Source organism: Mycobacterium ahvazicum (assembly GCF_900176255.2).
In the GTDB taxonomy this organism is placed as follows: Bacteria; Actinomycetota; Actinomycetes; order Mycobacteriales; family Mycobacteriaceae; genus Mycobacterium; species Mycobacterium ahvazicum.
Genome location: NZ_FXEG02000002.1, coordinates 775,242 through 798,812, shown reverse-complemented (window position 1 = coordinate 798,812; position 23,571 = coordinate 775,242). Strand labels below are relative to the sequence as shown.

The 23,571-nt window shown below is 66.8% G+C and carries 24 protein-coding genes; 4 read left to right on the top strand and 20 right to left on the bottom strand.

Going from position 1 to position 23,571, the window contains the following annotated elements:
• Positions 1-31: 31 nt before the first annotated feature.
• From hpf to MAAFP003_RS06005, 5 genes are all read right to left on the bottom strand, one after another.
• Positions 32-712 (bottom strand): ribosome hibernation-promoting factor, HPF/YfiA family, encoded by a 681-nt coding sequence (gene hpf / locus MAAFP003_RS06025; protein ID WP_423790881.1) that lies wholly within the window; start codon positions 710-712, stop codon positions 32-34.
• Between the two features lie 346 nt (positions 713-1,058).
• Positions 1,059-1,691: a ComF family protein gene (locus MAAFP003_RS06020; protein WP_096285286.1), complete on the bottom strand. Its 633-nt coding sequence runs from the start codon at positions 1,689-1,691 to the stop codon at positions 1,059-1,061.
• Positions 1,692-1,719: 28 nt separating this feature from the next.
• Positions 1,720-2,745, bottom strand: coding sequence for a nitronate monooxygenase (locus tag MAAFP003_RS06015; RefSeq protein ID WP_279304385.1), 1,026 nt, complete (start codon positions 2,743-2,745; stop codon positions 1,720-1,722).
• Positions 2,738-3,625, bottom strand: a complete 888-nt coding sequence (locus tag MAAFP003_RS06010; protein ID WP_165796313.1) for a Crp/Fnr family transcriptional regulator — start codon at positions 3,623-3,625, stop codon at positions 2,738-2,740. The genes MAAFP003_RS06015 and MAAFP003_RS06010 overlap by 8 nt, the downstream gene beginning before the upstream one ends.
• 104 nt (positions 3,626-3,729) lie before the next feature.
• On the bottom strand, positions 3,730-4,764 hold the full coding sequence (locus tag MAAFP003_RS06005) for an AraC family transcriptional regulator (protein WP_165796312.1): 1,035 nt from the start codon (positions 4,762-4,764) through the stop codon (positions 3,730-3,732).
• Between the two features lie 180 nt (positions 4,765-4,944).
• On the opposite strand from MAAFP003_RS06005, the gene MAAFP003_RS29060 reads away from it, so the two are divergent.
• Both MAAFP003_RS29060 and MAAFP003_RS06000 read left to right on the top strand, forming a co-directional pair.
• Positions 4,945-5,163: a hypothetical protein gene (locus MAAFP003_RS29060; RefSeq protein ID WP_165796311.1), complete on the top strand. Its 219-nt coding sequence runs from the start codon at positions 4,945-4,947 to the stop codon at positions 5,161-5,163.
• Positions 5,147-6,067: a class I SAM-dependent methyltransferase gene (locus MAAFP003_RS06000; protein ID WP_165796310.1), complete on the top strand. Its 921-nt coding sequence runs from the start codon at positions 5,147-5,149 to the stop codon at positions 6,065-6,067. The genes MAAFP003_RS29060 and MAAFP003_RS06000 overlap by 17 nt, the downstream gene beginning before the upstream one ends.
• Before the next feature lie 102 nt (positions 6,068-6,169).
• On the opposite strand, the gene lpqB is transcribed toward MAAFP003_RS06000, so the two are convergent.
• From lpqB to MAAFP003_RS05950, 10 genes are all read right to left on the bottom strand, one after another.
• Complete coding sequence (gene lpqB, locus MAAFP003_RS05995; protein WP_165796309.1) at positions 6,170-7,924, bottom strand: MtrAB system accessory lipoprotein LpqB; 1,755 nt, start codon at positions 7,922-7,924, stop codon at positions 6,170-6,172.
• Positions 7,924-9,615, bottom strand: coding sequence for an MtrAB system histidine kinase MtrB (gene mtrB / locus MAAFP003_RS05990; RefSeq protein WP_096285276.1), 1,692 nt, complete (start codon positions 9,613-9,615; stop codon positions 7,924-7,926). The genes lpqB and mtrB overlap by 1 nt, the downstream gene beginning before the upstream one ends.
• 100 nt (positions 9,616-9,715) lie before the next feature.
• Positions 9,716-10,402, bottom strand: a complete 687-nt coding sequence (gene mtrA, locus MAAFP003_RS05985) for a two-component system response regulator MtrA (RefSeq protein WP_007168097.1) — start codon at positions 10,400-10,402, stop codon at positions 9,716-9,718.
• An 80-nt stretch (positions 10,403-10,482) separates the two neighbouring features.
• Positions 10,483-11,115 carry a dTMP kinase gene (locus tag MAAFP003_RS05980; RefSeq protein WP_096285274.1) on the bottom strand — a complete coding sequence of 211 codons (633 nt, stop codon included), beginning with the start codon at positions 11,113-11,115 and terminating at the stop codon, positions 10,483-10,485.
• Positions 11,116-11,203: 88 nt separating this feature from the next.
• A complete protein-coding gene (ahcY, locus tag MAAFP003_RS05975) occupies positions 11,204-12,661 on the bottom strand; it encodes an adenosylhomocysteinase (RefSeq protein ID WP_096285272.1) in 1,458 nt (485 codons plus the stop codon).
• A gap of 85 nt (positions 12,662-12,746) precedes the next feature.
• Positions 12,747-13,352, bottom strand: coding sequence for a TetR family transcriptional regulator AlkX (alkX, locus tag MAAFP003_RS05970; protein ID WP_423790860.1), 606 nt, complete (start codon positions 13,350-13,352; stop codon positions 12,747-12,749).
• Positions 13,353-13,369: 17 nt separating this feature from the next.
• The gene (locus MAAFP003_RS05965) at positions 13,370-13,552 is read right to left on the bottom strand and encodes a rubredoxin (RefSeq protein ID WP_096285268.1); all 183 of its coding nucleotides are present in this window, start codon (positions 13,550-13,552) and stop codon (positions 13,370-13,372) included.
• A complete protein-coding gene (locus MAAFP003_RS05960; RefSeq protein WP_096285266.1) occupies positions 13,549-13,722 on the bottom strand; it encodes a rubredoxin in 174 nt (57 codons plus the stop codon). Before MAAFP003_RS05960 ends, MAAFP003_RS05965 begins: the two co-directional genes overlap by 4 nt.
• The gene (locus MAAFP003_RS05955; protein WP_096285264.1) at positions 13,719-14,966 is read right to left on the bottom strand and encodes an alkane 1-monooxygenase; all 1,248 of its coding nucleotides are present in this window, start codon (positions 14,964-14,966) and stop codon (positions 13,719-13,721) included. The genes MAAFP003_RS05960 and MAAFP003_RS05955 overlap by 4 nt, the downstream gene beginning before the upstream one ends.
• A 102-nt stretch (positions 14,967-15,068) precedes the next feature.
• Positions 15,069-16,544, bottom strand: coding sequence for an amino acid permease (locus MAAFP003_RS05950; protein ID WP_096285262.1), 1,476 nt, complete (start codon positions 16,542-16,544; stop codon positions 15,069-15,071).
• Between the two features lie 95 nt (positions 16,545-16,639).
• On the opposite strand from MAAFP003_RS05950, the gene MAAFP003_RS05945 reads away from it, so the two are divergent.
• Positions 16,640-18,040, top strand: a complete 1,401-nt coding sequence (locus tag MAAFP003_RS05945) for an FAD-dependent oxidoreductase (RefSeq protein ID WP_096290907.1) — start codon at positions 16,640-16,642, stop codon at positions 18,038-18,040.
• Here the strand turns inward: MAAFP003_RS05945 and manA are convergent.
• The 4 genes from manA to MAAFP003_RS05925 all read right to left on the bottom strand — a co-directional run bounded on the left by manA (position 18,018) and on the right by MAAFP003_RS05925 (position 22,309).
• Complete coding sequence (gene manA, locus MAAFP003_RS05940) at positions 18,018-19,244, bottom strand: mannose-6-phosphate isomerase, class I (RefSeq protein ID WP_096285260.1); 1,227 nt, start codon at positions 19,242-19,244, stop codon at positions 18,018-18,020. The two genes, MAAFP003_RS05945 and manA, sit on opposite strands and share 23 nt — an antisense overlap.
• Positions 19,245-19,252: 8 nt before the next feature.
• The gene (locus tag MAAFP003_RS05935; RefSeq protein ID WP_096285258.1) at positions 19,253-20,365 is read right to left on the bottom strand and encodes a TobH protein; all 1,113 of its coding nucleotides are present in this window, start codon (positions 20,363-20,365) and stop codon (positions 19,253-19,255) included.
• Positions 20,362-21,759, bottom strand: coding sequence for a phosphomannomutase/phosphoglucomutase (locus MAAFP003_RS05930; protein ID WP_096285256.1), 1,398 nt, complete (start codon positions 21,757-21,759; stop codon positions 20,362-20,364). Before MAAFP003_RS05930 ends, MAAFP003_RS05935 begins: the two co-directional genes overlap by 4 nt.
• Before the next feature lie 67 nt (positions 21,760-21,826).
• Positions 21,827-22,309: a DUF3499 domain-containing protein gene (locus MAAFP003_RS05925; RefSeq protein WP_207768472.1), complete on the bottom strand. Its 483-nt coding sequence runs from the start codon at positions 22,307-22,309 to the stop codon at positions 21,827-21,829.
• A gap of 173 nt (positions 22,310-22,482) precedes the next feature.
• On the opposite strand from MAAFP003_RS05925, the gene MAAFP003_RS05920 reads away from it, so the two are divergent.
• Complete coding sequence (locus MAAFP003_RS05920) at positions 22,483-22,905, top strand: metallopeptidase family protein (protein WP_025737691.1); 423 nt, start codon at positions 22,483-22,485, stop codon at positions 22,903-22,905.
• A gap of 18 nt (positions 22,906-22,923) precedes the next feature.
• Here MAAFP003_RS05920 and MAAFP003_RS05915 read toward each other — a convergent pair whose 3' ends face one another.
• Positions 22,924-23,295 carry a WhiB family transcriptional regulator gene (locus tag MAAFP003_RS05915; RefSeq protein ID WP_341477073.1) on the bottom strand — a complete coding sequence of 124 codons (372 nt, stop codon included), beginning with the start codon at positions 23,293-23,295 and terminating at the stop codon, positions 22,924-22,926.
• Positions 23,296-23,571 lie beyond the last annotated feature (276 nt).

Below are 23,571 nucleotides of genomic sequence, written 5' to 3'. Positions count from 1 at the left end.
TAGGTGACGACCTGCTGATGGCCGCCGATCCTCAGGAGAGCCTGATCAGTCCGTAGTCGTAGGCGTGGCGGCGATAGACGACCGACGGCCGCTCGGTCTGCTTGTCATAGAACAAGAAGAAGTCGTGTCCGACGAGCTCCATCTCGTAGAGCGCGTCGTCGACGGACATCGGCGTGGCCTCGTGCTCCTTGGTACGCACCACGCGACCCGGCTGATGGTCCCGATCGTCGTCGCCGGTGTCGTGTTGATGCGGCTGGGCGGGCGCATTGTTGTTGTGGAACGTGCTCGCCGGCGGGGCCACCGCGGTGGCCTCGGCTAGCGAAACGGGGGTCTTTTCGCCGTAGTGCACCTTGCGGCGGTCCTTGCCGCGGCGCAGCCGGCTCTCCAGCCGGACCACCGCGGACTCAAGCGCGGAATAGAAGCTGTCGGCACACGCCTCACCGCGGACTACCGGCCCACGGCCCCGCGCGGTGATCTCCACGCGCTGACAGGACTTACGTTGGCGACGGTTGCGTTCGTGCTTGAGCTCGACGTCGAAGAGGTAGATGGTCTTGTCGAATCGTTCCAAGCGGGCGAGTTTCTGCGAGACGTAGACGCGGAAGTGATCGGGAATCTCGACGTTGCGCCCCTTGAACACCACCTCGGCGGTGGTGGTCGGTTCCTGTGCGTCGATCCGTACCGGTGGTTCGTCCAGAACCTGAGTGGAATCCACGGTGAGCCTTGACATACGTGACAACTCATTTCTCTCTTCACGTCCACGCGCCCTGCGTGCCGGCTTTCTAGAAGAAGCTTCGACGGGGTGGAAACGGTTTGCGAAAATCACCGCCGCAGGCAGCCCGCCGTCGCAAGGTGTCGAATACTCACCCCCTCCGCACGTGCCGTCTCAAGCTGGGAAATCGCGACCAGTGAGTCGGGCCTGGTAGGTCCCGAAGAGTTGTTGAAGGTTGTTCTCGACGTTAGCTCGTGTTCGCCTCGCCGTGCCACCGATTTGATGAACCCGTAGCGAGTTCTTCACGTCTTCTTGGCAATTTCACTGGTTTAGGCCGAGATTCGCCGCGTCAGGCGACCGCGATCGCCAGCACCGCCGCCACCCGCACCCCGGCCGCCGACAAGACCCGGACCGACTCTCCCGCGGTCGCGCCGGTGGTGACGATGTCGTCGACCAGCAGCACCTCGGTGCGCGGCGGCCGGCCCCGCAGCAGGACCCGGCCGGCGACGTTGCGCTCGCGCTCGGCCGTGCCGAGACCGACCGAGTCGCGGGTCAGCGCGTTCATGCGCAACGCCGCGACGACGGTGGCCTCCGGATGCCGGGCCACGGCGGCGTGCGCCACACGCGCGACGGGGTCGCCGCCGCGCCGGCGCGCGGCCGCAGGCCGAGTCGGTGCGGGCACGACGGTCAGCGGGGTCTCGACGATGCCCCAGGTCAGCAGCCGATGTAAACCCACGGCCAGCGCCTGGGCCAGCGGCGGCACGAGATCGCGGCGGCCCTGCTCCTTGATCGCGAGTATCGCCTGGCGACGGGCACCGGCGTAACGCCCGAGTGCGAACACCGGTACGTGCGGGTCGACGCGGGGGCTGATCAGGTGCGGTTCGTCGGGCTTGACGACGAGTTCCCTGGCGCACGCGTCGCACCAGCGGGTCGACGCGGTCCGGCAACCGCCGCACTCCAGCGGCAGGATCAAATCAAGCACGGCCCCAGTGTCACCGGCAGGGGTGACATCAGCAGCCCGCCAGCTCTTGAACGATGTCGGTGGCTGAACCGGTTCGCGCGTCACGGAACCCCGCACCCGTCCACATGCCGACGCCGTGCGGGTCGGCTAACTTCACCGCGGCCGCCTGGATGGGGCCGGTGATCATGGCGGCCTGGGGAAACCCGAACACGGAGTGCCCGTCGTGCCTGTCGATGAAGCCGTTGCGCAACGCGCGGGCATATCGCCCGGTGAACGCGCGCGTCACCACGGTTTCGGTGAACTGCGGATCACGCAAAGCGCCGCGGTGCACCGGATTGGTTCCGGCCTCGTCGGCGAGCAATAACGCGGTGCCGATCTGCACCGCGGTGGCGCCGGCATCCTGCGCCCGACGCACGGCGGCCGGCGTCCCCAGTCCGCCGGCCGCGACGACGGGGCAGTCGAAGCAGGCGACCAGAGCCGAGACCAGATCGTCGAGGGGGTCGGCGGCCGGCGCGGCGATCGGGTCGAACGTGGCCCGGTGCCCACCGGCCTCGGGCCCTTGCGCTACCAGGGCACTCACGCCACAGCTGTTGGCGATCAACGCTTCTCGTACCGTGGTCACGGTGGCGAGGGTGAGGATTCCGGCATCGCCTAGTCGGATGCAAGCCGCTTCGCTCGGCGGACCGAAGGTGAAGGACACCACTTCCGGACGCAGATCGCACACCACGTCGAGCTTTGCCGCGTACTCGTCGTCCGCATCGCGCGGTTCACCCAGCGCGACGCCGTAGTGTTCGGCCTCGTCCTGCAGCGCCTTCGCGAACGCGCCCAGTTCGTCGACTGTCGCGATCCTGGGCTGGGGCACAAAAAGATTCACTCCCAGTGGGCCCGAGCTGAGTCGGCGTGCGGCAAGGATCGAGTCGGCCAATTCATCGGCGGATGACAGGCCCCCGGCAAGGAAGCCCAGGCCGCCGCCGTTCGATACGGCCGCCGCCAGCGCCGGCGTCGACGGACCACCGGCCATCGGCGCGCCGATCACTCGAACAGTCAAATCCCCCAATGCAAATCGATCAAACACCAGATACCTCCCCCATACTTACCTGCCGTACCTGACTAAGGGCATGTCCGTCGACAATGACGATGCTGCCGTCTTCCAGACGGATCCAGCCGTTGGCCTCGAATCGACGTAACGTCGCGTCGATCGTCTCCGGGTCGACGCCGGCGAGCCGCGAGAAGTCGTCGGCGGTGAGATTGTGCACCACGCGCACGACATCGCCGTCCTGTTGGCCAAATCGGTGCCGCAGCAATAACAACCGGTTCGCGACGCGACCCTGCGCGTCCGCCAACCCGAAATCGACCAGCGAGTTCGTCATCGCCTTCACCCACCGCGCGAACAGCCGTAGCACCTGATCGCACACTTCCGGGTGCTCGACCATCCACGTCAGGAGCCGATCGCGGGCAATCGGCACCGCCAGAACCTCGGTGAGCGTTGTCACGCTCATGTCTTGCGGTCCCGGGTCGAAAAGTGTGATGGCACCGAAGAATTCCGACGGACCGAGAATCTTAAGCAGGATCTCTTCACCGCCGCTACGCCGATAGGAGACCTTGAGTTTTCCGGATACGATCACGTAAATGCTGCCGTCGCAGTCGCTTTGCGCACCGATCACCCGCCCGGGCGAAAAGCGCCGCAGATGCAGCTCCTTGCACAAGGCCGTGGCCACTTCCGGGCCAGTCCTGCTGAATATTCCGGACGCGATCAGCGCCCGGTGTGCGTCGTCATGCTCCGGGTGTAGCGGCGCGCCGGCGTACTCGCTGACAGTTGACGTCGCTGTGCCCGGCGCCTTTCGGTCGTGCCGGTGCTTGGCGAGCGTCAGCCCGACGGGGCTCGTCGTCTCCCACCACAACACTGCCACCACCAGCAGGATGGGTGTCAGGGCGATTCCAGGAGGGCCGTTCATACGGTTAACCTTAAGCAGGACAACGTAAGACGGAGTAGCCACGGGACGCGGACTGCTGGACAGATCGCGTAGCATCCACTGTCCCGTGGGTGAAAAGGTGAGCCCTAACAGCGCCGGGCCGTTCCGAGGTGAGTCCGGTCGTCGGCGGCGGAGCGCTGGAACGCCCTGCGGCGCAAGGTCTCCGTCGGCGTCTCGCGGTAGCGGGCCGAATGGGCCGCGGCGAACCTGCCGAGATTGGTGAAGCCCCAACGGTAGGCGACCGAAGCAACGGTCACCTGCGACGGGTCCGACCTCAGCAGCGCATGGTGTGCGCGCCGCAACCGGACCTCGCGCAGATAGGCCATCGGCGAGGTATCCAGGTGGCGCTGAAATCCCTGCTGCAGCGTACGGACGCTGATGTGGGTGCGGGTGGCGATCGAGGTCAACGTCAACGGCAAATGCGCTTCTTCTTCGATGATTTCGATCGCGGAACGAATCGCCCGCGGCGCGAGCCGCACCTCTTTGGCAAGAGCCTCGCGGTGCGGATGGTCAGCGGCAAGCAGGAAACCGCGGACCAGGCTGTCGACGAACGGCAATCCGACCAGCGGCTGATTGAGCAGGCTGTCGGCCCGGAAAATCTGGTCCTTGAACAGCGCCACCATATTGATCCAGCTTCGCGTCGCGGCCGACTCGATACGCATGACGGGTGCGAATTCGGGCTGGGACATCACCTGCCAGCCGAGTGCGTCGCTGAGCGCATCGTCGACCGCCGGACGATCGAGTTTGACGCAGATGAACCTGGTTCCGGCGCTCCACGTCCACGCAGCGTGACCCTGCGGGGGGTAGATGGTGGCCGCACTGGGCCCGCTCCGCAGCGACCGACCCCGGTATTCGCCCTCGACGCGCCCGGCGCGCAGGACGACGATTCGATAGGCCCCACACAGCTCACCGGCATCCAGCGACGTCTCGGATCCGACCGCGATTTCGGAAATGGTCGCCGCACCGATGCGACCCACGCGGTGACAGATGGAGAAGCCGTCGGGATCGGTCAACAGCCGCATGTGGAGCCGGCCGCAGCATACGGCGGCGAAGTCGTCGAAATTCTTCACCGGCTTCCAGATATGTGCATCCGAAGCTTTCGCTGTCGATGATTCCGTCATTCGGTCGCCTCCCCCCCACCAATCCACTGATGCCCCTTCTACATCCGCGTGCCAACAAGCTAACGTCGTCGAGCAACATCGCACCATGTCGCGCCGGTGGCCGTGCGCGATCCGGATAATCCGGTGCGCATTTAGGCTAGCCTCGGCATGGACGCATCCCTACGGTCTAGCGTGGGTAACGTGGCGAGCGACCCCGTCGGCAAAACCGGAGGTGAGCTTATGACCCACGTTGAATCTGTTCCTGTTCAGTGCTTTTCAGATGATCGCCTCACGGCGTTGGGAGCTCGGCCGGATGGTGACATCGTGCACTGTCGCCACCGGGACAATCAGCAAGGACATCGCATCGTGGTCGCGAACCCAAACATTCCTTCCGGCAACATCATTGAACGGACTGCCTGACGTGCACCTGGGCATGATCCCCGACGACCCGGCCGAATGGAAGGCTCTGGCGTCACGACAACTACCGTTGCCACTGTTCGAAACGAACTTTGCGTTCGGTCGCGCACGCGCGATCATGGCGGCAACCAAACTCGGCATGTTCGAATCGTTGAGCCGCCAGGCAGCGACGGCCGCCGAAATCGCCGACCGCTGCGGAACCGATGCGGTGGCGACGCAGCAACCGCTGGCCGCCCTCGCCGGGTCGGATTACCTGCTGTACCGCGACGGCCGATACGCGCTGACGACCACCGCGCGCACCTGGCTACTCACCGAAAGCCCGCGCTCGATGGTCGACGCGGCGCTCTTCGCGTTCGATGAGTGGGAGCTGATGATGCATGTCGAAGATTATGTGCGCACCGGTGTCCCGCTCGAACTGCACCAGACCATGACCGGTGTGCAGTGGGATCATTACCTTCGGTCCATGCGGGCACTGGCCGGTCTGACGGCGCAAGAAGTCGCCCAGTTCATTCCGGTGCCCGGCGGTGCCACCGACATGATCGACGTCGGCGGCGCGCACGCTCGCTACTCGGTTGCGTTGTGCCGGCGTCATTCCCGCCTGTATTCGGTGGTGCTGGACCTACCCGAGGCGGTCCGGGCGGCGGCGCCACTGCTGGCCGCCGAGAACATGGGCGGTCGCGTCGTGCACCGCGAAGCCCACGCGCTGTCGCATGACTTCGGTGCCAAGACCTACGACGTGGTGCTGCTGTGCGATCTCGCACACAACTTCACCGCCGCGACCACGTGGCGTCTTTGCGGTAATCGAACCTCTGCGGCTCGAAACTGGCTATTTTGCAGGCCAATTCGCCGCGTTGGACGAGTTGTACTTCGGGGCGACCAGCCGCTCGGGAGCATGGACCGCGCGTGACACCGCGGGATGGCAACGGGATGCCGGACTGGAGCCCGCGGCCCAACCGGTGACGCTGAGCCGCGGCGACGTCGCCCTACAGATCGCGACGAAGATCTAGCGTCAGCCCGGCAGCACCGGAGCAGCACCACCGGTCATCAAGCCCGGCACCTCCGACCAACTCTGCTGGCTTTCCGGCGCAGACGCCGAATACTGAAGCACGCCTTGCGGTGCCGCGACGTAGACGGTCGACGGGTTGGCCGCGATCGCGGTCAGCGGGATCTGCAGACCGTGGGCAGGGGCGTCGGAGTTCACCCCGTCGAGGTTCACATACGAGACCGGATGAGCAAGGTCGTTGCGGGTCACGACGATGTCGTCGCCGGTGCGCCAGTACAGGGACACCACCGAATTGCCCAGCCCGAAACCCAATCGCCGGGGATAGGTCAACGCATACTGCCCGGCCTGGGTCTGCTCCACACCGGCGAGAATGACCATGCCGCCGATCACCATCGCGGCCCGCGTGCCGTCGCGAGACAGTTGCAAGTCGCTGATCGGGCCCGCGAACTTGCTCGCCACCGCCCCGGAATCCACTGGCAGGCGCGCGGGTTGCCCGGACGCCGGCTCCTGGATGGCCCGCAGCACGTTGTTGCCGTCCACCACCACCCAGACCGCGTCGTCCAGCGCCCAGCTGGGGCGCGTCAGGCTGTGCCCGTCGGCGGATTGCACCGCCTCGCCACCGAGATCGCCGATCCACAGTGACTCCGCCATGTCCGGGGCGCCGCGGTGCAGCGTCACGACGGACGCCACCTGCCGGCCGCTGCGGGACAACGCCGCGAGCGTCTGATCGCCCATCCGGCCGAACGCGCCGTTCACCGTGGTGGTCCGCTGCCCGTCCAGGCCGACCAGCGATCCGTTGATCAGGGCGTGCAGCCCCGCGCCCGCACCGTCGGCCACCCCCGGGTCGGTCGCGGCGACGTCGGAGGTCGTCCACCCTTCGGCGAACCTGTCATCCAGCGGTGCGCCGTCGGCATTGATCACATACGGACCTCTGATGTCGGCCCTGGCCAGCGTCCAAATGATCTGTGCGGCAAGCAACTGCCTACTGTGCGGATCGGTGGTGGACAGCTTCTGCAGATCGATGCGCGCACCGCCGTAGCCTCGCCCGACCCCGTTCTTGCCGCCGTCGGCCCGGGTCACCGGCCCGCGCAGGCGCAGCGGCGGGGCGAGCAGGTTGCGAACCGTGTGCGCCATCTCGGGCCGAGGCCCGGCCAGCAGCTTGGAGATGAGTTCGGTGGGCAGCTGATCGTGATCGGCGACCGCGACATAGCGCGGATCGGGCACCACCGTCTTACCGGTCGGGTCGGCGAAGTAGAGCGTATTGCGTTTGTAGGTGGCCTGAAACTGTTGCCAGTCCAGGAAAACACCGTTGGGCAGCTTGTCGATTCGCCAGCCACCGGATGTCTTGACCAGCTCGATCGGCCCGGGGTCGGGCAGCACACCCTCGGCCGTTTCGAACACCCCGACGTCGGACAGCGAGCCCAGGATGTCGGCCCGCATGGTGGCCGAAACACGTTCTGCACCACGGGTTTCGACGAACACGACATGGTCGATCAACAATGCGCTACCGGCGTCGTCCCAGGCATTGGACGCCGACTGGGTGAGGAACTGCCGCGCCGCCAAATGCCGGTTCGCCGGATCGGCTGTGGCCTTGAGGAATTCGCGCAGCAACACGTCGGGATCCATGCCGGGGGTTGGCTTGGGCAAATTCGACGGGGCCGGCCGCTCGACCGTGCCGATGGCCTGCGGCGCCGATGTACTGGGAACCCCCGCACAGCCGGCCAGCAACAGCGCCAGCAGTGCGACGAGGACCCGCCGCATCACACGCTCCTTTCGGCGTGCTCATGTTGGCGCGGACGTTCTTTGCCCGCCGGTGGCACCGGCTCCCCGGCCGGCGGCGCCGGCTGCGGGATCGGCTTCATCGGCAACGGGCTGGTGGTGACCTTGTGGCCGCGGACCAGCGGAAGCGTCAGCCGGAAGCAGGCGCCCTGACCGGGCTCGCCCCATGCCTCCAACCGGCCCTGGTGCAGGCGTGCGTCCTCGACGCTGATCGCCAGGCCCAGCCCGGTTCCACCGGAGCGCCGCACCCGCGACGGATCCGAGCGCCAGAACCTGCTGAACACCAGCTTCTCCTCGCCGGGCCGCAGCCCCACCCCGTAGTCGCGGACGGTGACGGCGACGGTGTCCTCGTCGACGCCCATCCGGATGCGCACCGGTTTGTGCTCGGCGTGGTCGATGGCGTTGGCGATCAGGTTGCGCAGGATCCGCTCCACCCGCCGCGGATCGACTTCGGCGATCACCTCTTCGGACGGCATGTCCACCAGCAGCTCGATGCCGGCGTCCTCGGAAAGGTGGCCGACATTGCCCAGTGCGCTCTGCACCGTGGTGCGCAGATCGACTGCCTCCACGGACAATTCGGCCACACCGGCGTCGTGCCGGGAAATCTCCAGCAGGTCGTTGAGCAGGGTCTCGAAGCGATCGAGCTCGTTGACCATCAGCTCCGTGGAGCGCTGCAGGGTGGGGTCCAGCTCGGAGCTGTGGTCGTAGATCAGATCGGCGGCCATTCGCACCGTGGTCAGCGGTGTCCGAAGTTCGTGGCTGACATCGGAGGTGAACCGGCGCTGCAGGTTGCCGAACTCCTCGAGCTGGGTGATCTGCCGCGACAAACTTTCGGCCATGTCGTTGAACGACACCGCCAGCCGCGCCATGTCGTCCTCACCGCGTACCGGCATGCGTTCGGACAAGTGGCCCTCGGCGAACCGTTCGGCGATCCGCGACGCCGATCGCACCGGCACCACCACCTGCCGCGAAACCAGCAGCGCGATTCCGGCCAGCAACACCAGCAGCACCGCGCCACCGGTGATCATCGTGCCGCGCACCAGTGTGATCGTGGCCTGCTCACTGGCCAGCGGGAAGATCAGGTACAGCTCCAAGTTGGCCACCTGCGACGATGCCGGCGTACCGACGATCAGCGCCGGTCCCGAGAAGCCCTCGGTGTGCACGGTGGCGTACTGGTAGGCCGCCTGCCCCGCCTTGACGAAGCCACGTAACGAGGCGGGCACCTGGTCGACGGGTCCGGCGGCGGTCGCGGCGCGCGGGCCGTCGCCCGGCACCATCAGCACCACATCGAACGCCCCGGCCAGGACCGGACCGGACGCCGGATCGGTTTTCGACATCAACGTGTTGCGGGCCAGCTGCAGGCTGCTGTCCAGCGAGCGGGTCTCCTCGCCGTTGACGATCCCGCCGACAGTGGTGCGGGCCCGCTCGAGCTGCTCGATGCCCGCCTTGACCTTGACGTCAAGAACGCGGTTGGTGACCTGGCTGGTGAGCACGAAGCCGAGCGCCAGGATCACCGCCAGCGACAGCCCGAGCGTCAACGCCACGACTCGTAGCTGCAGCGAACGGCGCCAGGCAATGCCGACGGCTCGACTCAGCGCACTCATGCCCCGAGTCATGGGGCCGGTGCGTCCCCAGCGGTGACCGTGGATACGTCGCCGCGAGCCCCAGATCAATGACGGCGCTCCTCAGCATCTTGACGACTTACACCGGCGCCGGTCGTGCATAAGCGCCGCTCCTCAGCATCGCTGCGCTCTGCATCGTCGCCGGCGCGGATCACGGAGGTCCGGCCTTGTAACCCACTCCTCGAACGGTCAACACCACAGTCGGGTTCTCGGGGTCCTTCTCGACCTTGGCCCGCAGTCGCTGGACGTGCACGTTCACCAAGCGGGTGTCCGCCGGGTGCCGGTAGCCCCACACCTGTTCGAGCAGTACATCACGAGTAAACACCTGGCGCGGTTTGCGTGCCAGCGCGACCAGCAGGTCGAACTCCAGCGGGGTCAGCGAGATCTGCTCGCCGTTGCGGGTGACCTTGTGGGCCGGCACGTCGATCTCGACGTCGGCGATCGAGAGCATCTCGGCCGGCTCGTCGTCGTTGCGCCGCAGCCGCGCCCGCACCCGGGCCACCAGCTCCTTGGGCTTGAACGGCTTCATGATGTAGTCGTCGGCGCCCGACTCCAGGCCGAGCACCACATCCACGGTGTCGGTCTTGGCAGTCAGCATCACAATCGGAACGCCGGAATCGGCGCGCAGCACCCGGCACACGTCGATGCCGTTCATACCGGGCAACATCAGGTCAAGCAGCACCAGGTCGGGCCGCAGCTCGCGCACCGCGGTCAGAGCCTGCGTGCCATCACCGATGACCGCAGTGTCGAAGCCCTCCCCACGAAGAACGATGGTCAGCATCTCCGCGAGCGAAGCGTCGTCGTCGACGACCAAAATCCTTTGCCTCATGGAGTCCATGGTGTCACCAGATCGGGACAAAACTCGGGCGCCACACGGGCGTTTCGCCTTCGATACGGGCAAATCGTGACAAATTTGTGCTAATTGACGGCCAAATCGGCCGCCAGGCGCGCCGGATCGACGTCCGCGTCGACCACCAGCCACCGCCCGCCCCAGCCCGCGTCGGCCAGCCCGGCGTACACCTCGCCGGTGCGCTGCTGCAGCCCGTCGTCGCGCTCGTAGCTGTCGCGCGCCCGGCCGGGATCGCTCTCGGCCCGGCTGCGAGCCCGCTGTCCGGCCAGCTCGGTCGACACGTTGAGCAGCACCTGCCAGTCCGGCGCGGGCAGCCCGAGCCGCTGGAATTCCAGCGCGTAGACCCAGGACGCCGCGTCTCCGGAGGCGTCCTGGTGCAGGCGCGCGGCGCTGTAGGCCGCGTTGGAGGCGACGTAGCGGTCGAGAATCAGCACGTCGTGGCCGCGACGCAGCTCCTCGATGTCGTCGACCGCGCCGGCACGGTCCAGTGCGAACAGCATCGCCATCGCGTAGACCGACGTCGCGAGGTCACCGTGCTCGCCGTGCAGCGCCTCGGCCGCGACGTCGGCGGTCACCGACTGGCCGTACCGCGGGAAGGCCATCGTGGCCACCGACTTGCCGGCGGCTTCGAAGGCCCTGCGCAGGCCGTCGGTCAGCGTCCGCTTGCCGGAGCCGTCGACACCCTCGATCGCGATCAGCACGCGCTATCCAGCGCCGCGGGCGTCACGCTCGCGTGACGCTCGGCGTCCAACGTCACGCTGGCGTGACACTCGGCGAGGGGGAAACGGCTCAGTAGCGGTAGTGGTCCGGCTTGAACGGGCCCTCGACGTCGACACCCAGGTACTCCGCCTGGTCCTTGGTCAGCTTGGTCAGTTGACCGCCGAGTGCCTCGACGTGGATGCGGGCCACCTTCTCGTCGAGGTGCTTGGGCAGCCGGTAGACCTCGTTGTCGTACTCGTCGTTCTTCGTCCACAGCTCGATCTGCGCGATCGTCTGGTTGGCGAAGCTGTTGCTCATCACGAACGACGGGTGCCCGGTGGCGTTACCGAGGTTCAGCAGCCGGCCCTCGGACAGCACGATGATCGCCTTGCCGGAGTCCTTGAACGTCCACAGGTCGACCTGCGGCTTGATGTTCAGCTTGTGCGCCCCGGAGCGCTCCAGCGCGGCCATGTCGATCTCGTTGTCGAAGTGGCCGATGTTGCCCAGGATGGCGTGGTCCTTCATCGCCTTCATGTGGTCCAGCGAGATGATGTCCTTGTTGCCGGTCGCGGTCACGACGATGTCGGCGTCGGCGATGGCGTCCTCGACGGTCACCACGTCGTAGCCCTCCATCAGTGCCTGCAGGGCGTTGATCGGGTCGATCTCGGTGACCGACACCCGCGCACCCTGGCCCTTGGCGGCCTCGGCGCAGCCCTTACCCACGTCGCCGAAGCCGCAGATCAGCACGTTCTTGCCGCCGATCAGCGCGTCGGTGCCACGGTTGATGCCGTCGAGCAGCGAGTGCCGGGTGCCGTACTTGTTGTCGAACTTGGACTTGGTGACCGAGTCGTTGACGTTGATCGCCGGGAAGGCCAGGTCGCCGGCCGCGGCGAACTGGTAGAGACGCAGCACGCCGGTGGTGGTCTCCTCGGTGACACCCTTGACCGACTCGGCGATCTTGGTCCACTTGCCCTTGTCGGTCTCGAACCGGGTGCGCAGCAGGTTCAGGAAGACCTTCCACTCCGCGGAGTCGTCCTCTTCGGCAGGCGGTACCACGCCGGCCTTCTCGTACTGAGCGCCGCGCAGCACCAGCATGGTGGCGTCGCCGCCGTCGTCCAGGATCATGTTGGCCGGCTCGCCGGGCCAGGTGAGCATCTGCTCGGCACACCACCAGTACTCCTCGAGCGACTCGCCCTTCCAGGCGAACACCGGCACACCCTTGGGCTCCTCCGGGGTGCCGTGCGGGCCGACGACGACCGCGGCTGCGGCGTGGTCCTGGGTGGAGAAGATGTTGCAGGAGGCCCAGCGGACCTCGGCGCCCAGCGAGGTCAGCGTCTCGATCAGCACCGCGGTCTGCACGGTCATGTGCAACGAGCCGGAAATGCGCGCACCCTTCAGCGGCTGCACCTCGGCGTACTCGCGACGCAGCGACATCAGGCCGGGCATCTCGTATTCGGCCAGGTCAAGCTCTTTGCGGCCGAATTCCGCGAGCGACAGATCGGCGATCTTGAAATCGATGCCGTTTACAACGTCGGGCGTCAGAGTCATGGCGTGTCTGTTCCTCAAAGTGGATTTAGTTAGCTTGGGTATAGGCTCGTCCGCCACTGTAGTAGGCCGCCGAAAGGCGGCCAGGTCAGGGGATGTTGATGACGCCGTGACGCTCGGCAAAAGGCGTCATCAACCGGGCGAGGTCCTGCGCAACATCGTGATCGGCCTCCGGCGGCATCGAGACGTAACTGAGCGCCAGCCGCACGATGGCGCGCGCCAGCACACCAGCGTCCTCGTCACTGGTCGCCACCCAGCTATGGGTGAAGGCCAGGGTCAACCGGTCCGCCGCCCGGGTGATGATCGGACCGCTGTCGGTGGTGATGATCTGCAGCAGGTCGGGCTTCGCGACGCCGGTCAGCAAGGAGGTCACCAGCGGGTCGGCCGCCGATTCGGCGAAGAATGCGCGGAAGCCCTCCAGGAACGCCTCGTAGATGCGGCCGACGTTGGCGTCGATCGCCGCGTGGACGGCGTCGACCAGGCGGTCGGCTAGGCGCAGGGCGTATCCCTGCGCCAGGCCCTGCCGCGAGCCGAACTCGTTGTAGATGGTCTGCCGGCTGATCCCGGCGCCGCGGGCCACGTCGGACAGCGTGATCGCGGACCAGTCTCGGGTCAGCAGCAAGTCGCGCATCGCGTCCAACACCGAGTTGCGCAGCAGATCGCGCGACGCCTCGGCATAAGGAATCCGCTTCACAGGCGCGACAATAGTGCTCACCGACGCGCGACCTCCACCATCTCGAAGTCGGATTTGGCCGCGCCGCAATCCGGGCAGCTCCAGTCGTCCGGAATCTCGTCCCACCGGGTGCCCGGGGCGATGCCGTCTTCCGGCCAGCCCTTGGCCTCGTCGTACTCGAATCCGCACTGCACGCAGACAAAAAGCTTGTAGTCGGTCATTGGTTCACTCCTATTTTTTCGAAGTCGACCTTCTCGAGCACCGCACAATCGGGGCAGCACCAGTCGTCGGGAATCTCACTGAACGGCGTGCCCGGCCGGAAGCCTTCCCGCGGAGCGCCTTTGGTTTCGTCGTAGATGTAGTCGCAGCCCGGGCAGCGGTAGGCCGTCATGCCGGCACCCCGTATTTGGCCAGCAGCTTGTCGCGCATCCGCGGGTGAACGTTGACCTTGGTGATGTCACCGTCGTAATGCGCCAGCACCCGGTGGTCCATCACCTTGCGCCAGACCGGCGGGACGTACGTCAGCGCGATCATCGACGCGTATCCGCTCGGCAGGTTGGGCGCGTCCGCCATGCTGCGCAACGTCTGATACCGCCGGGTCGGGTTGGCGTGGTGATCGCTGTGCCGCTGCAGATGGTAGAGGAACAAGTTGGTGACGATGTGGTCGGAGTTCCAGCTGTGCACCGGCGCGCACCGCTCGTAGCGGCCGTTGGCGTTGCGCTGCCGCAACAGTCCGTAGTGCTCCAGGTAGTTGACGGTTTCCAGCAGCGAGAAGCCGAAGACCGCCTGGATGACGATGAACGGGATCACGCCGGCGCCGAAGACCGCGATCAGCGCGCCGAACAACACCACCGACATCGCCCAGGCGTTGATCACATCGTTGGACGCATACGTCCGGGGGTCCCAGGGGCTGCGGCCGAGCCGGCGGATGCGCTGTGCCTCGAGATGAACCGATGAGCGCAGGCTGCCGAACACGCTGCGGGGCAGGAACTCCCAGAAGGTCTCGCCGAAGCGGGCCGACGCCGGGTCCTCCGGCGTGGAGACGCGCACGTGGTGACCGCGGTTGTGCTCGATGTAGAAGTGGCCGTAAGCGGTCTGCGCCAGGGTGATCTTGGACAGCCAGCGCTCCAGTGAGTCCTTCTTATGCCCCATCTCGTGCGCGGTGTTGATGCCGACGCCGCCGAGCACGCCGACCGACAGTGCGACGCCGATCTTGCCGACCCACCCCAGGCCGCCTTCGAAGCCCAGCCATCCCAGGTCCGACGCGGTGAACAGGTAGGCGCCCATCACGACGCTGAGGTACTGGAACGGGATGTAGATGTAGGTGCAGTAGCGGTAGTACTTGTCGTTCTCCAGCCGCTCCATCACCTCGTCGGGCGGGTTCTGCCCGTCGGGCCCGAACCGCAGGTCCAGGATCGGCAACAGGATGTAGAGCAGGATCGGCCCGATCCACATCGGCACCTGGGCGGCGCCGTGCCAGCCGAGTTGGTTCAGTCCCCAGACGATCGGCAGCATCACGAACAACGCCGTCGGCGGGATCAGGCCCATCAGCCACAGGTAGCGCTTCTTGTCGCGCCACTCGGTGGCGCCGAGTTCCTGGCGCTCTGGCTGGGGCGCATGGATCTGTGTGGTCATATGCCAAACCTCCTTGTGAGTCACACCACGTTGAGATTGGACAATACCTCGCCACACGTCCTCTGTCTAGACAAAGGATAATGATTTGTAAAGCAGGTGGCTTTACGTCTGCCGGACGGCCTGCCTACGGCCCTGGATGGAGTGGCGGTATCCGTAGCCGAGATAGATCGCGGTTCCCACCACTAACCACACGCCGAACCGGACCCAGGTCAGGGCGGTGAGGTTGAGCATCAGCCAGATACACGCGCAGATCGAGGCGATCGGCAACAGTGGCACCCACGGCGCGCGGAACCCTCGCTCCAGATCGGGGCGGGTGCGGCGCAGAACGATGACCCCGGCGGAGACCAGGACGAACGCGAACAGCGTCCCGACGTTGACCATCTCCTCAAGCTTGCTGGTCGGGAAGACCGACGCCGTCGCCGCGACCACCAGTGCGACCAGCACGGTGATCCGGACCGGCGTCCCGCGCGAGCCGGTCTTGGCCAGCGACCGCGGCACCAAGCCGTCGCGCGCCATCGCGAACAGGACCCGGCACTGCCCGAGCACCAGCACCATCACGACGGTGGTCAACCCGGCCAGAGCCCCGATGGCGATGATCTTGCTCGCCCACCCGATCCCGTTCGCAGTGAATGCGGTGGCCAGGTTTGCCGGCTTGCCGCCGGGGACGGTCTTGAGCTGGGTGTAGGAAACCATGCCGGACAACACGACCGAGACGGCGACATACAGAACAGTGACGACGGCCAGCGACGCCAGAATCCCGCGCGGCACGTCGCGCTGCGGCTGTTTGGTCTCCTCGGCCATCGTCGCGACGATGTCGAAGCCGATGAAGGCGAAGAACACGATCGAAGCCCCGGCGAGCACCCCGTACCAACCGTAGTGGCTGCTGTGCGCCCCGGTGAGCAGCGACAGCACCGACTGGTTGATGCCGCTCGCCTCGTGCCCGCTTTCCGGCTTGGGGATGAACGGCGAGTAGTTGGAGCCCTTGATGTAGAAGAGGCCGACCAGCACGACGAAGATGACCACCGACACCTTGATGGCGGTGATCACCGCCGAAACCCGGGACGACACTTTGGTGCCCGACGCGACCAGGGTCGCCACCACCGCGACGATCAGCAGCGCACCCCAGTCGATGTCGACCGACCCTACGTTGACGGTGCCACCGCCGAATCCGAAAACGGTGCCGAGATAACTGGACCAGCCCTTGGACACCACGGCGGCACCAATTGCCAACTCCAGCAACAGATTCCAGCCGATGATCCACGCCAGGAACTCGCCGAAGGTGGCATAGGAGAAGGTGTACGCGCTGCCCGCGACGGGCAGCGTCGAGGCGAATTCGGCGTAGCACAGCGCCGCCAGCGCGCAGGTGGCCGCGGCGATCAGGAACGAGATCCAAATCGCGGGTCCGGTGATATCACCGGCGGTCGATGCGGTGACCGTGAAGATGCCGGCGCCGATCACCACGGCGACGCCGAAGACCATCAGGTCCCACCAGGTGAGGACTTTGCGGAGTCGAGTGGCCGGCTCGTCGGTGTCCTCGATGGACTGTTCGACTGACTTAGTACGCCATCGGTTGGACATTTGCCTGCCTCTCGTTAACGTCAGAAGTCATTGGACCGCACAGTACTGGGTACTCCCCCCGGATGCCGGACTGCGCAACCACGCGAGACCACGCAATAGTGATAGGCGCGAGCATCGCGGGTTTGTGCGCCGCCCGAGTGCTTGCTGACCGGTATTCGCAGGTCAGCGTCTATGAGCGCGACGAACTACCGAACACCCCGGCAAATCGCGCCACGATTCCTCAGGACCGGCATCTGCATCTGCTGATGGCGCGCGGAGCGAGCGAACTCGACTCCTTGTTCCCGGGCCTGCTCAAGGACATGGTGGCCGCGGGTGTGCCGATGCTGGAAAACCGCCCGGACTGCATCCACCTGGGTGCGGCGGGCCATGTCCTCGGGACGGGCCACACGCTGCGCGACGAATTCACCGCCTACGTGCCCAGCCGGCCGCATCTCGAGTGGCAGTTGCGCAGCCGCGTCCGCGACATCGACAACGTCACGATCGTGCGCCGATCCGTCGCCGAGCCACGGTTCGACCCGGCGCGGCAGCGGGTGACCGGTGTGGTGCTGGACCCCAAGGACCCCCCCAAGGACGAGGTCGGCGGCGAGCCGGAATTCGTGCGCGCCGACCTGGTGGTCGATGCAGCGGGTCGGGGCACTCGGCTGCCGGTGTGGTTGACACAGTGGGGGTATCAGCGGCCCATCGAGCAGAGCCTGGACATCGGCATCAACTACGCCAGCCACCAGTTCCGCATCCCGGACGGACTGATCCCGGAGAAGGTGGTGGTGGCCGGCGCCTCCCACGACCAGTCGTTGGGCATGGGCATGCTGTGCTACGAGGACGGCACCTGGGTGCTGACCACCTTCGGCGTGGCCGGCGAGAAGCCGCCGACGACGTTCCCGGAAATGGTCGCGCTGGCCATCAAGCTGCTCCCGGCGCACTTCACCGACGCGCTCACCGCGGCCAAACCCGTTGGCACACCGGCATTTCACGCCTTCCCGGCCAGCAGATGGCGCCGCTATGACAAGCTGGACCGCTTCCCGGCCGGCATCATCCCGTTCGGCGACGCCGTGGCCAGCTTCAATCCCACCTTCGGGCAGGGCATGACGATGACGTCGCTGCAGGCGGGTCATCTGCGGCGGGCCTTGCGAACCGCGGATGAAGACCTGGCCGGCGAGCTCAACCGGGCGACCGCCAAGACGACCTATCCGGTGTGGACGATGAACGCGATCGGCGACTTCGCTTTTCACCACGCCGGCACCAGTGCCCCGGTCCCCTGGTGGTGGCGGCCGTCGGGAGCGCTGTTCGACCAATTCCTCGGAGCCGCCGAGACCGAACCCGTTCTCGCCGAATGGTTTTTGCGCCGATTCTCGCTGCTCGACAGTCTCTATATGGTTCCGCCGCCGCGGATCGTCGGCCGGACCATCGCGCACAACCTGCGGCTGTGGCTGCGCGAGCGCCGCGAGGCGCGTCAGGCCGCCAAGGGTCGGGCCGTCACAAACCTACGGTCGCCCTGAACAACTTGGCGGGCTGGTGGGCGACCAGCCCCACCGGTCCGTCGTCGGCGGCGACCCACGCCGCCATCCCGCGCTCCAGCGACAACGATCCGGACTTTCCGTGCACGACCGCGGAACCCTCGGCGCACAACAGGATCTGCGGACCGTCATGGTGTGGTGATGCGTCGACTTCGTGGCCGAGGTGTTCGCCCTCCAGGGTCAGCAGCGCCACGGCGAACTCGTCGGCCGGGGTGTCGTAGATAAGCCCAAGGCCCTCTCGATGCACATGCGGCCGCAGCTGCGCCTCGGCGGTCGGTGCGAAGTCCAGCACCCGCAGCAACTCGGGCACGTCGACGTGTTTGGGTGTCAGGCCGCCGCGTAACACGTTGTCGGAGTTGGCCATTACCTCGATCGCGAACCCGCGCAGATAGGTGTGCAGGTTGCCGGCCGGGATATAGAGCGCATCGCCCGCGGCGAGGCTGATCCGGTTGAGCAACAACGACGCCAGCACTCCGGCGTCCCCGGGGTAGCGTTCGCCGAGTTCGAGCACCGTTTTGGCCTCAGCCGCGAATTCCGTTGCGCCGGAACTGACGTACTGAATGGCGCCGTCGATCACCGCGGACACCAGCACATCGATGTCGGGCTGCGGCGCGGTGATCCAGGTGGTGAACAGCGCGCGCAGACCGTCGGCGTCGGACTGGTCGTTCAGCAGTTCGATGTAGGGGTCGAGGTCCGTGACGGCCAGCGCCCGCAGCAACTCGATGCTGGCCGAAGCCTGACGAAATCCGGCGAGCGCCTCGAATGAGTGCAGAGCTACCAGCAATTCGGGCTTGTGCGACGTGTCGCGGTAGTTGCGGACCGGCGAGGCCACCGGGATGCCCAACTTCTCCTCACGCAGGTAACCCTCGATCGCCTGTTCGGCACTCGGATGCGCCTGCAGCGACAGCGGTTCGTCGGCGGCGAGCACCTTGACCAGGAACGGCAGCACGTCGCCGAACCGTTCGCGCGACGCGGAGCCGAGCTGTCCCTCCGGATCAGCGGTCACCGCCTCCAACAGGGACAGCTCACCCCGCTCGGTCTCCAGGTAGGCCGGATCCCCCGGATGCGCGCCGAACCAGAGTTCCGCCTCGGGGTGAGCCGCGGGCACCGGACGCCCCGTGAATTCGGCCAGCGCCGTGCGCGATCCCCACGCGTACGTCCGTACAGCCCCGCGAAGCAGTTCCACTTTTCTATCTATCCCCGCACCAGTCGCAAGTAAACGGCGGCCATCTCCAGCCGAACGGCCAATACTGCCAGTTGCTGTTCGGGCCGGGTCGCGCCTCCTGGCGCCACCGCTGCGACCAGGCCGCCGGACCCGCCCAGGCCGCCGGGTGCTTCGGGCACGTCGTGGGCCGCGATCAGGTAGACCTCGTCCAGCCCGGCCACCCGGGCGGCCACCACGGTCCGGTCACCGGCCAGCGTGAACGCCAGCACCCGCATCCGCTCGGGCAGCGGCCCGTCGATTTGTTCGTCGTGAAAGAGCGCATCCAGCGGCGCCGCGCCATCACCGACATGGACGGGCTCACGCAGCGCCACCACCGCATCGGCCAGCCCGGTGGCGGCGACCACCTGGTGCGCGATCCGCAGCAGCTGCGAACTGCCGTGCCGCGCCAGGGCCAGCGTCGCGAGACAGTCACCCGCCAGCGCCACCGGGTGGTGCGACAAGCGGGCGGCGATGGTCTTGGCCGGGTTGGTGAACAGGTCGCGGCTCGCACTGTTGCGCAGCGCTTCGGCGTCCAGTTCGTCGGCGAGCGCCGGCAGATCGATGTCCAGCCGGGGGTCCACGGTTTGCAGCGTCGCCAAGCCGGCGGCCAGGTAGCGGCACAGGCCGAACTCGTCGGGAAACCACAGCCGCGGCGCCAGCGCCGCGACGCGCCCGGCGGTGGAGTCGCGCAGCGGACCTTCGTACGGCGCGACGACGGCAACCCGCGCACCGCGGCGCACCCCGGTCGCGGCGGCTCCGACCAGGGCCGGGTCGCCGGGGTCGTCGCCGGCGACGATCAGCACGTCGAGCGGGCCTATCCACGGCGGCGCCTCGTCGACGATCGCGATCGGCGCGGACGCCGCGCCGCCCTGCGTCGCGGCCAGCATCGCGCCGGCCGTCTCGGCGGTGCCCCGCCCGGCCACCCAGATCACGCTGCGTGGCCGGTCGCCGGTGCGCAGCGAGTCCAGCTCGCCTTCCTCGACCGCGGCGGCGATGGCGCGCACCTGCGCACCGGCCGACGAGGCGGACCGCAACAGGCCCTGCCGGTCGGCGGCGATCAGGCCGTCGGTGTCTTCGAGATCGATCGCCCGGGTGGCGTTCACGGCACACCCTCATTGCGCTGCACCTGTCCGGCGATTTCGGCGCTGATCTCGGCGACCATCGCTGCTACGTCCTCGGTGGTGCGGCCCTCCGCATTCAGCCGCAGCAGCGGCTCGGTGTTGGAGGTGCGCAGGTTGAACCAGCTGCCGTCGCCCAAATCCACCGTCACCCCGTCCATGTGGTCGATGGAGTGGATCCGGCTGCCGAGCGACTTCAACACGGCGTCCACGCACTGGGCGGCGTCGGCCACCTTGAAATTGATCTCACCGGACGACTCGTAGCGCTGGTAGTCCGCGGTCAGCTCGGACAGCGGACGGTCCTGCTCACCGAGAGCGGCCAGTACATACAGCGCGGCCAGCATCCCCGAGTCGGCGCCCCAGAAGTCACGGAAGTAATAGTGCGCGGAATGCTCGCCACCGAAGATCGCACCGGTTTCGGCCATCAGCGCCTTGATATAGGAGTGCCCGACGCGCGAGCGCAACGGTGTACCGCCGCGCTCGACGACCAGCTCGGGCACCGCCCGCGACGTGATCAGATTGTGGATGACGGTGGCGCCGATTTCGCGGCCGAGCTCGCGCGCGGCCACCAGGCTCGTCACCGTCGACGGAGAGACCGGCATCCCGCGCTCGTCGACCACGAAGCACCGGTCGGCGTCACCGTCGAAAGCCAACCCGATGTCGGCGCCGGTTTCGCGGACGTAGAACTGCAGATCCAGCAGGTTGGCCGGGTCGAGCGGGTTGGCCTCGTGGTTGGGAAACGACCCGTCGAGCTCGAAGTACAACGGCAACAACGTGATCGAGTCGATCGGGCCGAGCACTGCCGGCGCGGTGTGACCGGCCATGCCGTTGCCGGCGTCGACCGCCACCCGCAACGGCCGCAACCCGGACGTCGCCACCAGCGACCGCAGGAACTCGCCGTAGTCCGAGAGCACATCGCGATCGGTGACCGACCCCGGTTTCCCGTCGTAGCCGCCGACTCCGGCGATCAGGTCTTCGGTGATCACTTTGAGCCCGGTGTCCGCACCGACGGGTTTGGCGCCGGCCCGGCAGAGCTTGATGCCGTTGTAGGCGGCGGGGTTGTGGCTGGCGGTGAACATCGCGCCGGGGCAATCGAGCGAACCCGAGGCGAAATACAGCTGGTCGGTCGAGGCCAACCCGATCCGCACCACGTCCAGGCCCTGGTTGGTCACTCCCGCCGCGAAGGCAGCGGCGAGCGACGGCGAGCTATCGCGCATGTCGTGTCCGATCACCACGCGTTGCGCGCCCTCGCCTCGCATCAGCGCGGCGAACACAGCCCCGACATCGGCAACCAGCGACTCGTCGATCTCTTCGCCGACCAGCCCACGGATGTCATATGCCTTGATGACACGGTGGACAGTCGCGGCGGGCCGAGACATGCGGGGCCTCCTTGACGCCGTGGATTGATTTGCCTCTTGGCGTCAGCCTATCGGCCCCAGCGGTCCCCTAGTCGGACGGATCGGGCAACACTCGCAGATGCCCGCGGCGGCGACCTGACCGTTTTTCCGGCTGCGCGAGCAGATGGCTGCTGGGCGCGGTGGCCTGGGCTCCGGTGTGGTGCAGATGCGCAGATGTGGGGGTACCTCCCGCTTGCGGGGGAAATCCGTTCAACGGCATGCTGGTGCCGCCCGCGTGCGGCAGGGACGCCTTGCCCGCACCGCGTTCGCGGACGGCGTCGGCAAGCGCGACCAGGTCGTCTTCATCGGGATTCGTGGGCTCCGAATTCAGCGGCCCGGCGTGGCGCACGAGGTCCCATCCGCGGGGGGCCGTGATGCGGCCGGCGTGGCCGACGCACAGGTCCCACGAATGCGGCTCGCGCGCGGTCGCCAGCGGGCCCACCACTGCCGTCGAGTCCGAGTAGACGAACGTCAAGGTCGCCACGGCGTAATGCGGGCACCCTGGCCGGCAGCAGCGACGGGGAACGTTCACGTCGGAAAGGCTATCGTGCGCAAACGCCGCCGAAGCGCCGGACACGCGCATCCGTTCGGGCCACGATGTCCAACCGTTACCATCGGCGCGTGGGTGATTCGCGCAGTTTCCCGCGCAACGGACGGCCGTCGGGCCGAACGCCGGGGCACCGGGCAACTCGGCGCGGGCGCGATATGCGCGGTCCTTTGCTGCCGCCCACGGTGCCGGGTTGGCGCAGCCGGGCCGAGCGATTCGACATGGCGGTGCTCGAGGCCTACGAACCCATCGAGCGGCGCTGGCAATCACGAGTGTCGGAACTCGACGTGGCGGTCGACGAAATTCCACGCATCGCCGCCAAGGATCCGGACAGCGTGCAATGGCCGCCCGAGGTCGTCGCCGACGGGCCGATCGCGCTGGCCCGCTTGATCCCCGCCGGGGTCGACGTTCGAGGAAACTCGACGCGAGCGCGAATTGTCCTGTTCCGCAAGCCCATCGAACGACGCGCCAAAGACACCGTCGAACTTGGCGAATTACTGCACGAGATTCTGGTGGCGCAGGTGGCCATCTACCTCGACGTCGAACCGACCGTCATCGACCCGACGATCGACGACGAATAACCCAGGCGGGTTCGTCGGTCAGATGATGCCGCGTTTGAGGCGGCGTCGCTCACGTTCGGACAGGCCGCCCCAGATGCCGAAGCGCTCGTCGTGTGCCAGCGCGTACTCCAGGCATTCATGACGTACCTCGCAACCCAGGCAGATCTTCTTGGCTTCGCGAGTCGATCCGCCCTTCTCCGGGAAGAAGGCCTCCGGGTCGGTCTGCGCGCACAGCGCGCGGTCCTGCCATTGGTCCGGAGTCAGTTCGGGCTCCGGCAGTGGCTCGGGCTCGAATGCGATTGGCGCATCGGGGACCACGGTCAAGTGCGGTCGGGTAATCGGCGCCGGCGCGGAGCTGATCGTGGCGCGCTCAGTGCTTGGCATGACGCCCCATAGGTGCTCGTAAGACATGCGTCGTACGCCTCCTCAGCTTGGTCTTTGAGAGAGTGGTTGTGTCCCGCTGTTCTGATGTAACAGACAATTCGAACAAGTGATCGAATCTCGGTCTGCGACACCGGAACCGGCCGGCCAACCGGGAAATGACACTGATGTGATTAGACACGGGTTAACCTGCCCGGTCAAGCGTTTCGGCGTATTTCCATACCATCTCGTGATCAATTTCCGGCGTTTCCGTTATTTCGGCCCTTCGGCGTGTCCATCACAAACGCTCGCCAAAGTTCCCGGCCG

Coding starts and splice junctions, on each gene's coding strand:
- MAAFP003_RS05930 (WP_096285256.1), bottom strand. CDS start 21,759: ATGTCTCGGCCCGCCGCGACTGTCCACCGTGTCATCAAGGCATATGAC.
- lpqB (WP_165796309.1), bottom strand. CDS start 7,924: ATGCGGCGGGTCCTCGTCGCACTGCTGGCGCTGTTGCTGGCCGGCTGT.
- MAAFP003_RS05960 (WP_096285266.1), bottom strand. CDS start 13,722: ATGACGGCCTACCGCTGCCCGGGCTGCGACTACATCTACGACGAAACC.
- ahcY (WP_096285272.1), bottom strand. CDS start 12,661: ATGACTCTGACGCCCGACGTTGTAAACGGCATCGATTTCAAGATCGCC.
- MAAFP003_RS06010 (WP_165796313.1), bottom strand. CDS start 3,625: ATGAACGGCCCTCCTGGAATCGCCCTGACACCCATCCTGCTGGTGGTG.
- MAAFP003_RS05920 (WP_025737691.1), top strand. CDS start 22,483: ATGCGCGGTCCTTTGCTGCCGCCCACGGTGCCGGGTTGGCGCAGCCGG.
- mtrA (WP_007168097.1), bottom strand. CDS start 10,402: ATGGACTCCATGAGGCAAAGGATTTTGGTCGTCGACGACGACGCTTCG.
- MAAFP003_RS06005 (WP_165796312.1), bottom strand. CDS start 4,764: ATGACGGAATCATCGACAGCGAAAGCTTCGGATGCACATATCTGGAAG.
- MAAFP003_RS05955 (WP_096285264.1), bottom strand. CDS start 14,966: ATGACCACACAGATCCATGCGCCCCAGCCAGAGCGCCAGGAACTCGGC.
- MAAFP003_RS05965 (WP_096285268.1), bottom strand. CDS start 13,552: ATGACCGACTACAAGCTTTTTGTCTGCGTGCAGTGCGGATTCGAGTAC.
- MAAFP003_RS05915 (WP_341477073.1), bottom strand. CDS start 23,295: ATGTCTTACGAGCACCTATGGGGCGTCATGCCAAGCACTGAGCGCGCC.
- MAAFP003_RS05950 (WP_096285262.1), bottom strand. CDS start 16,544: ATGTCCAACCGATGGCGTACTAAGTCAGTCGAACAGTCCATCGAGGAC.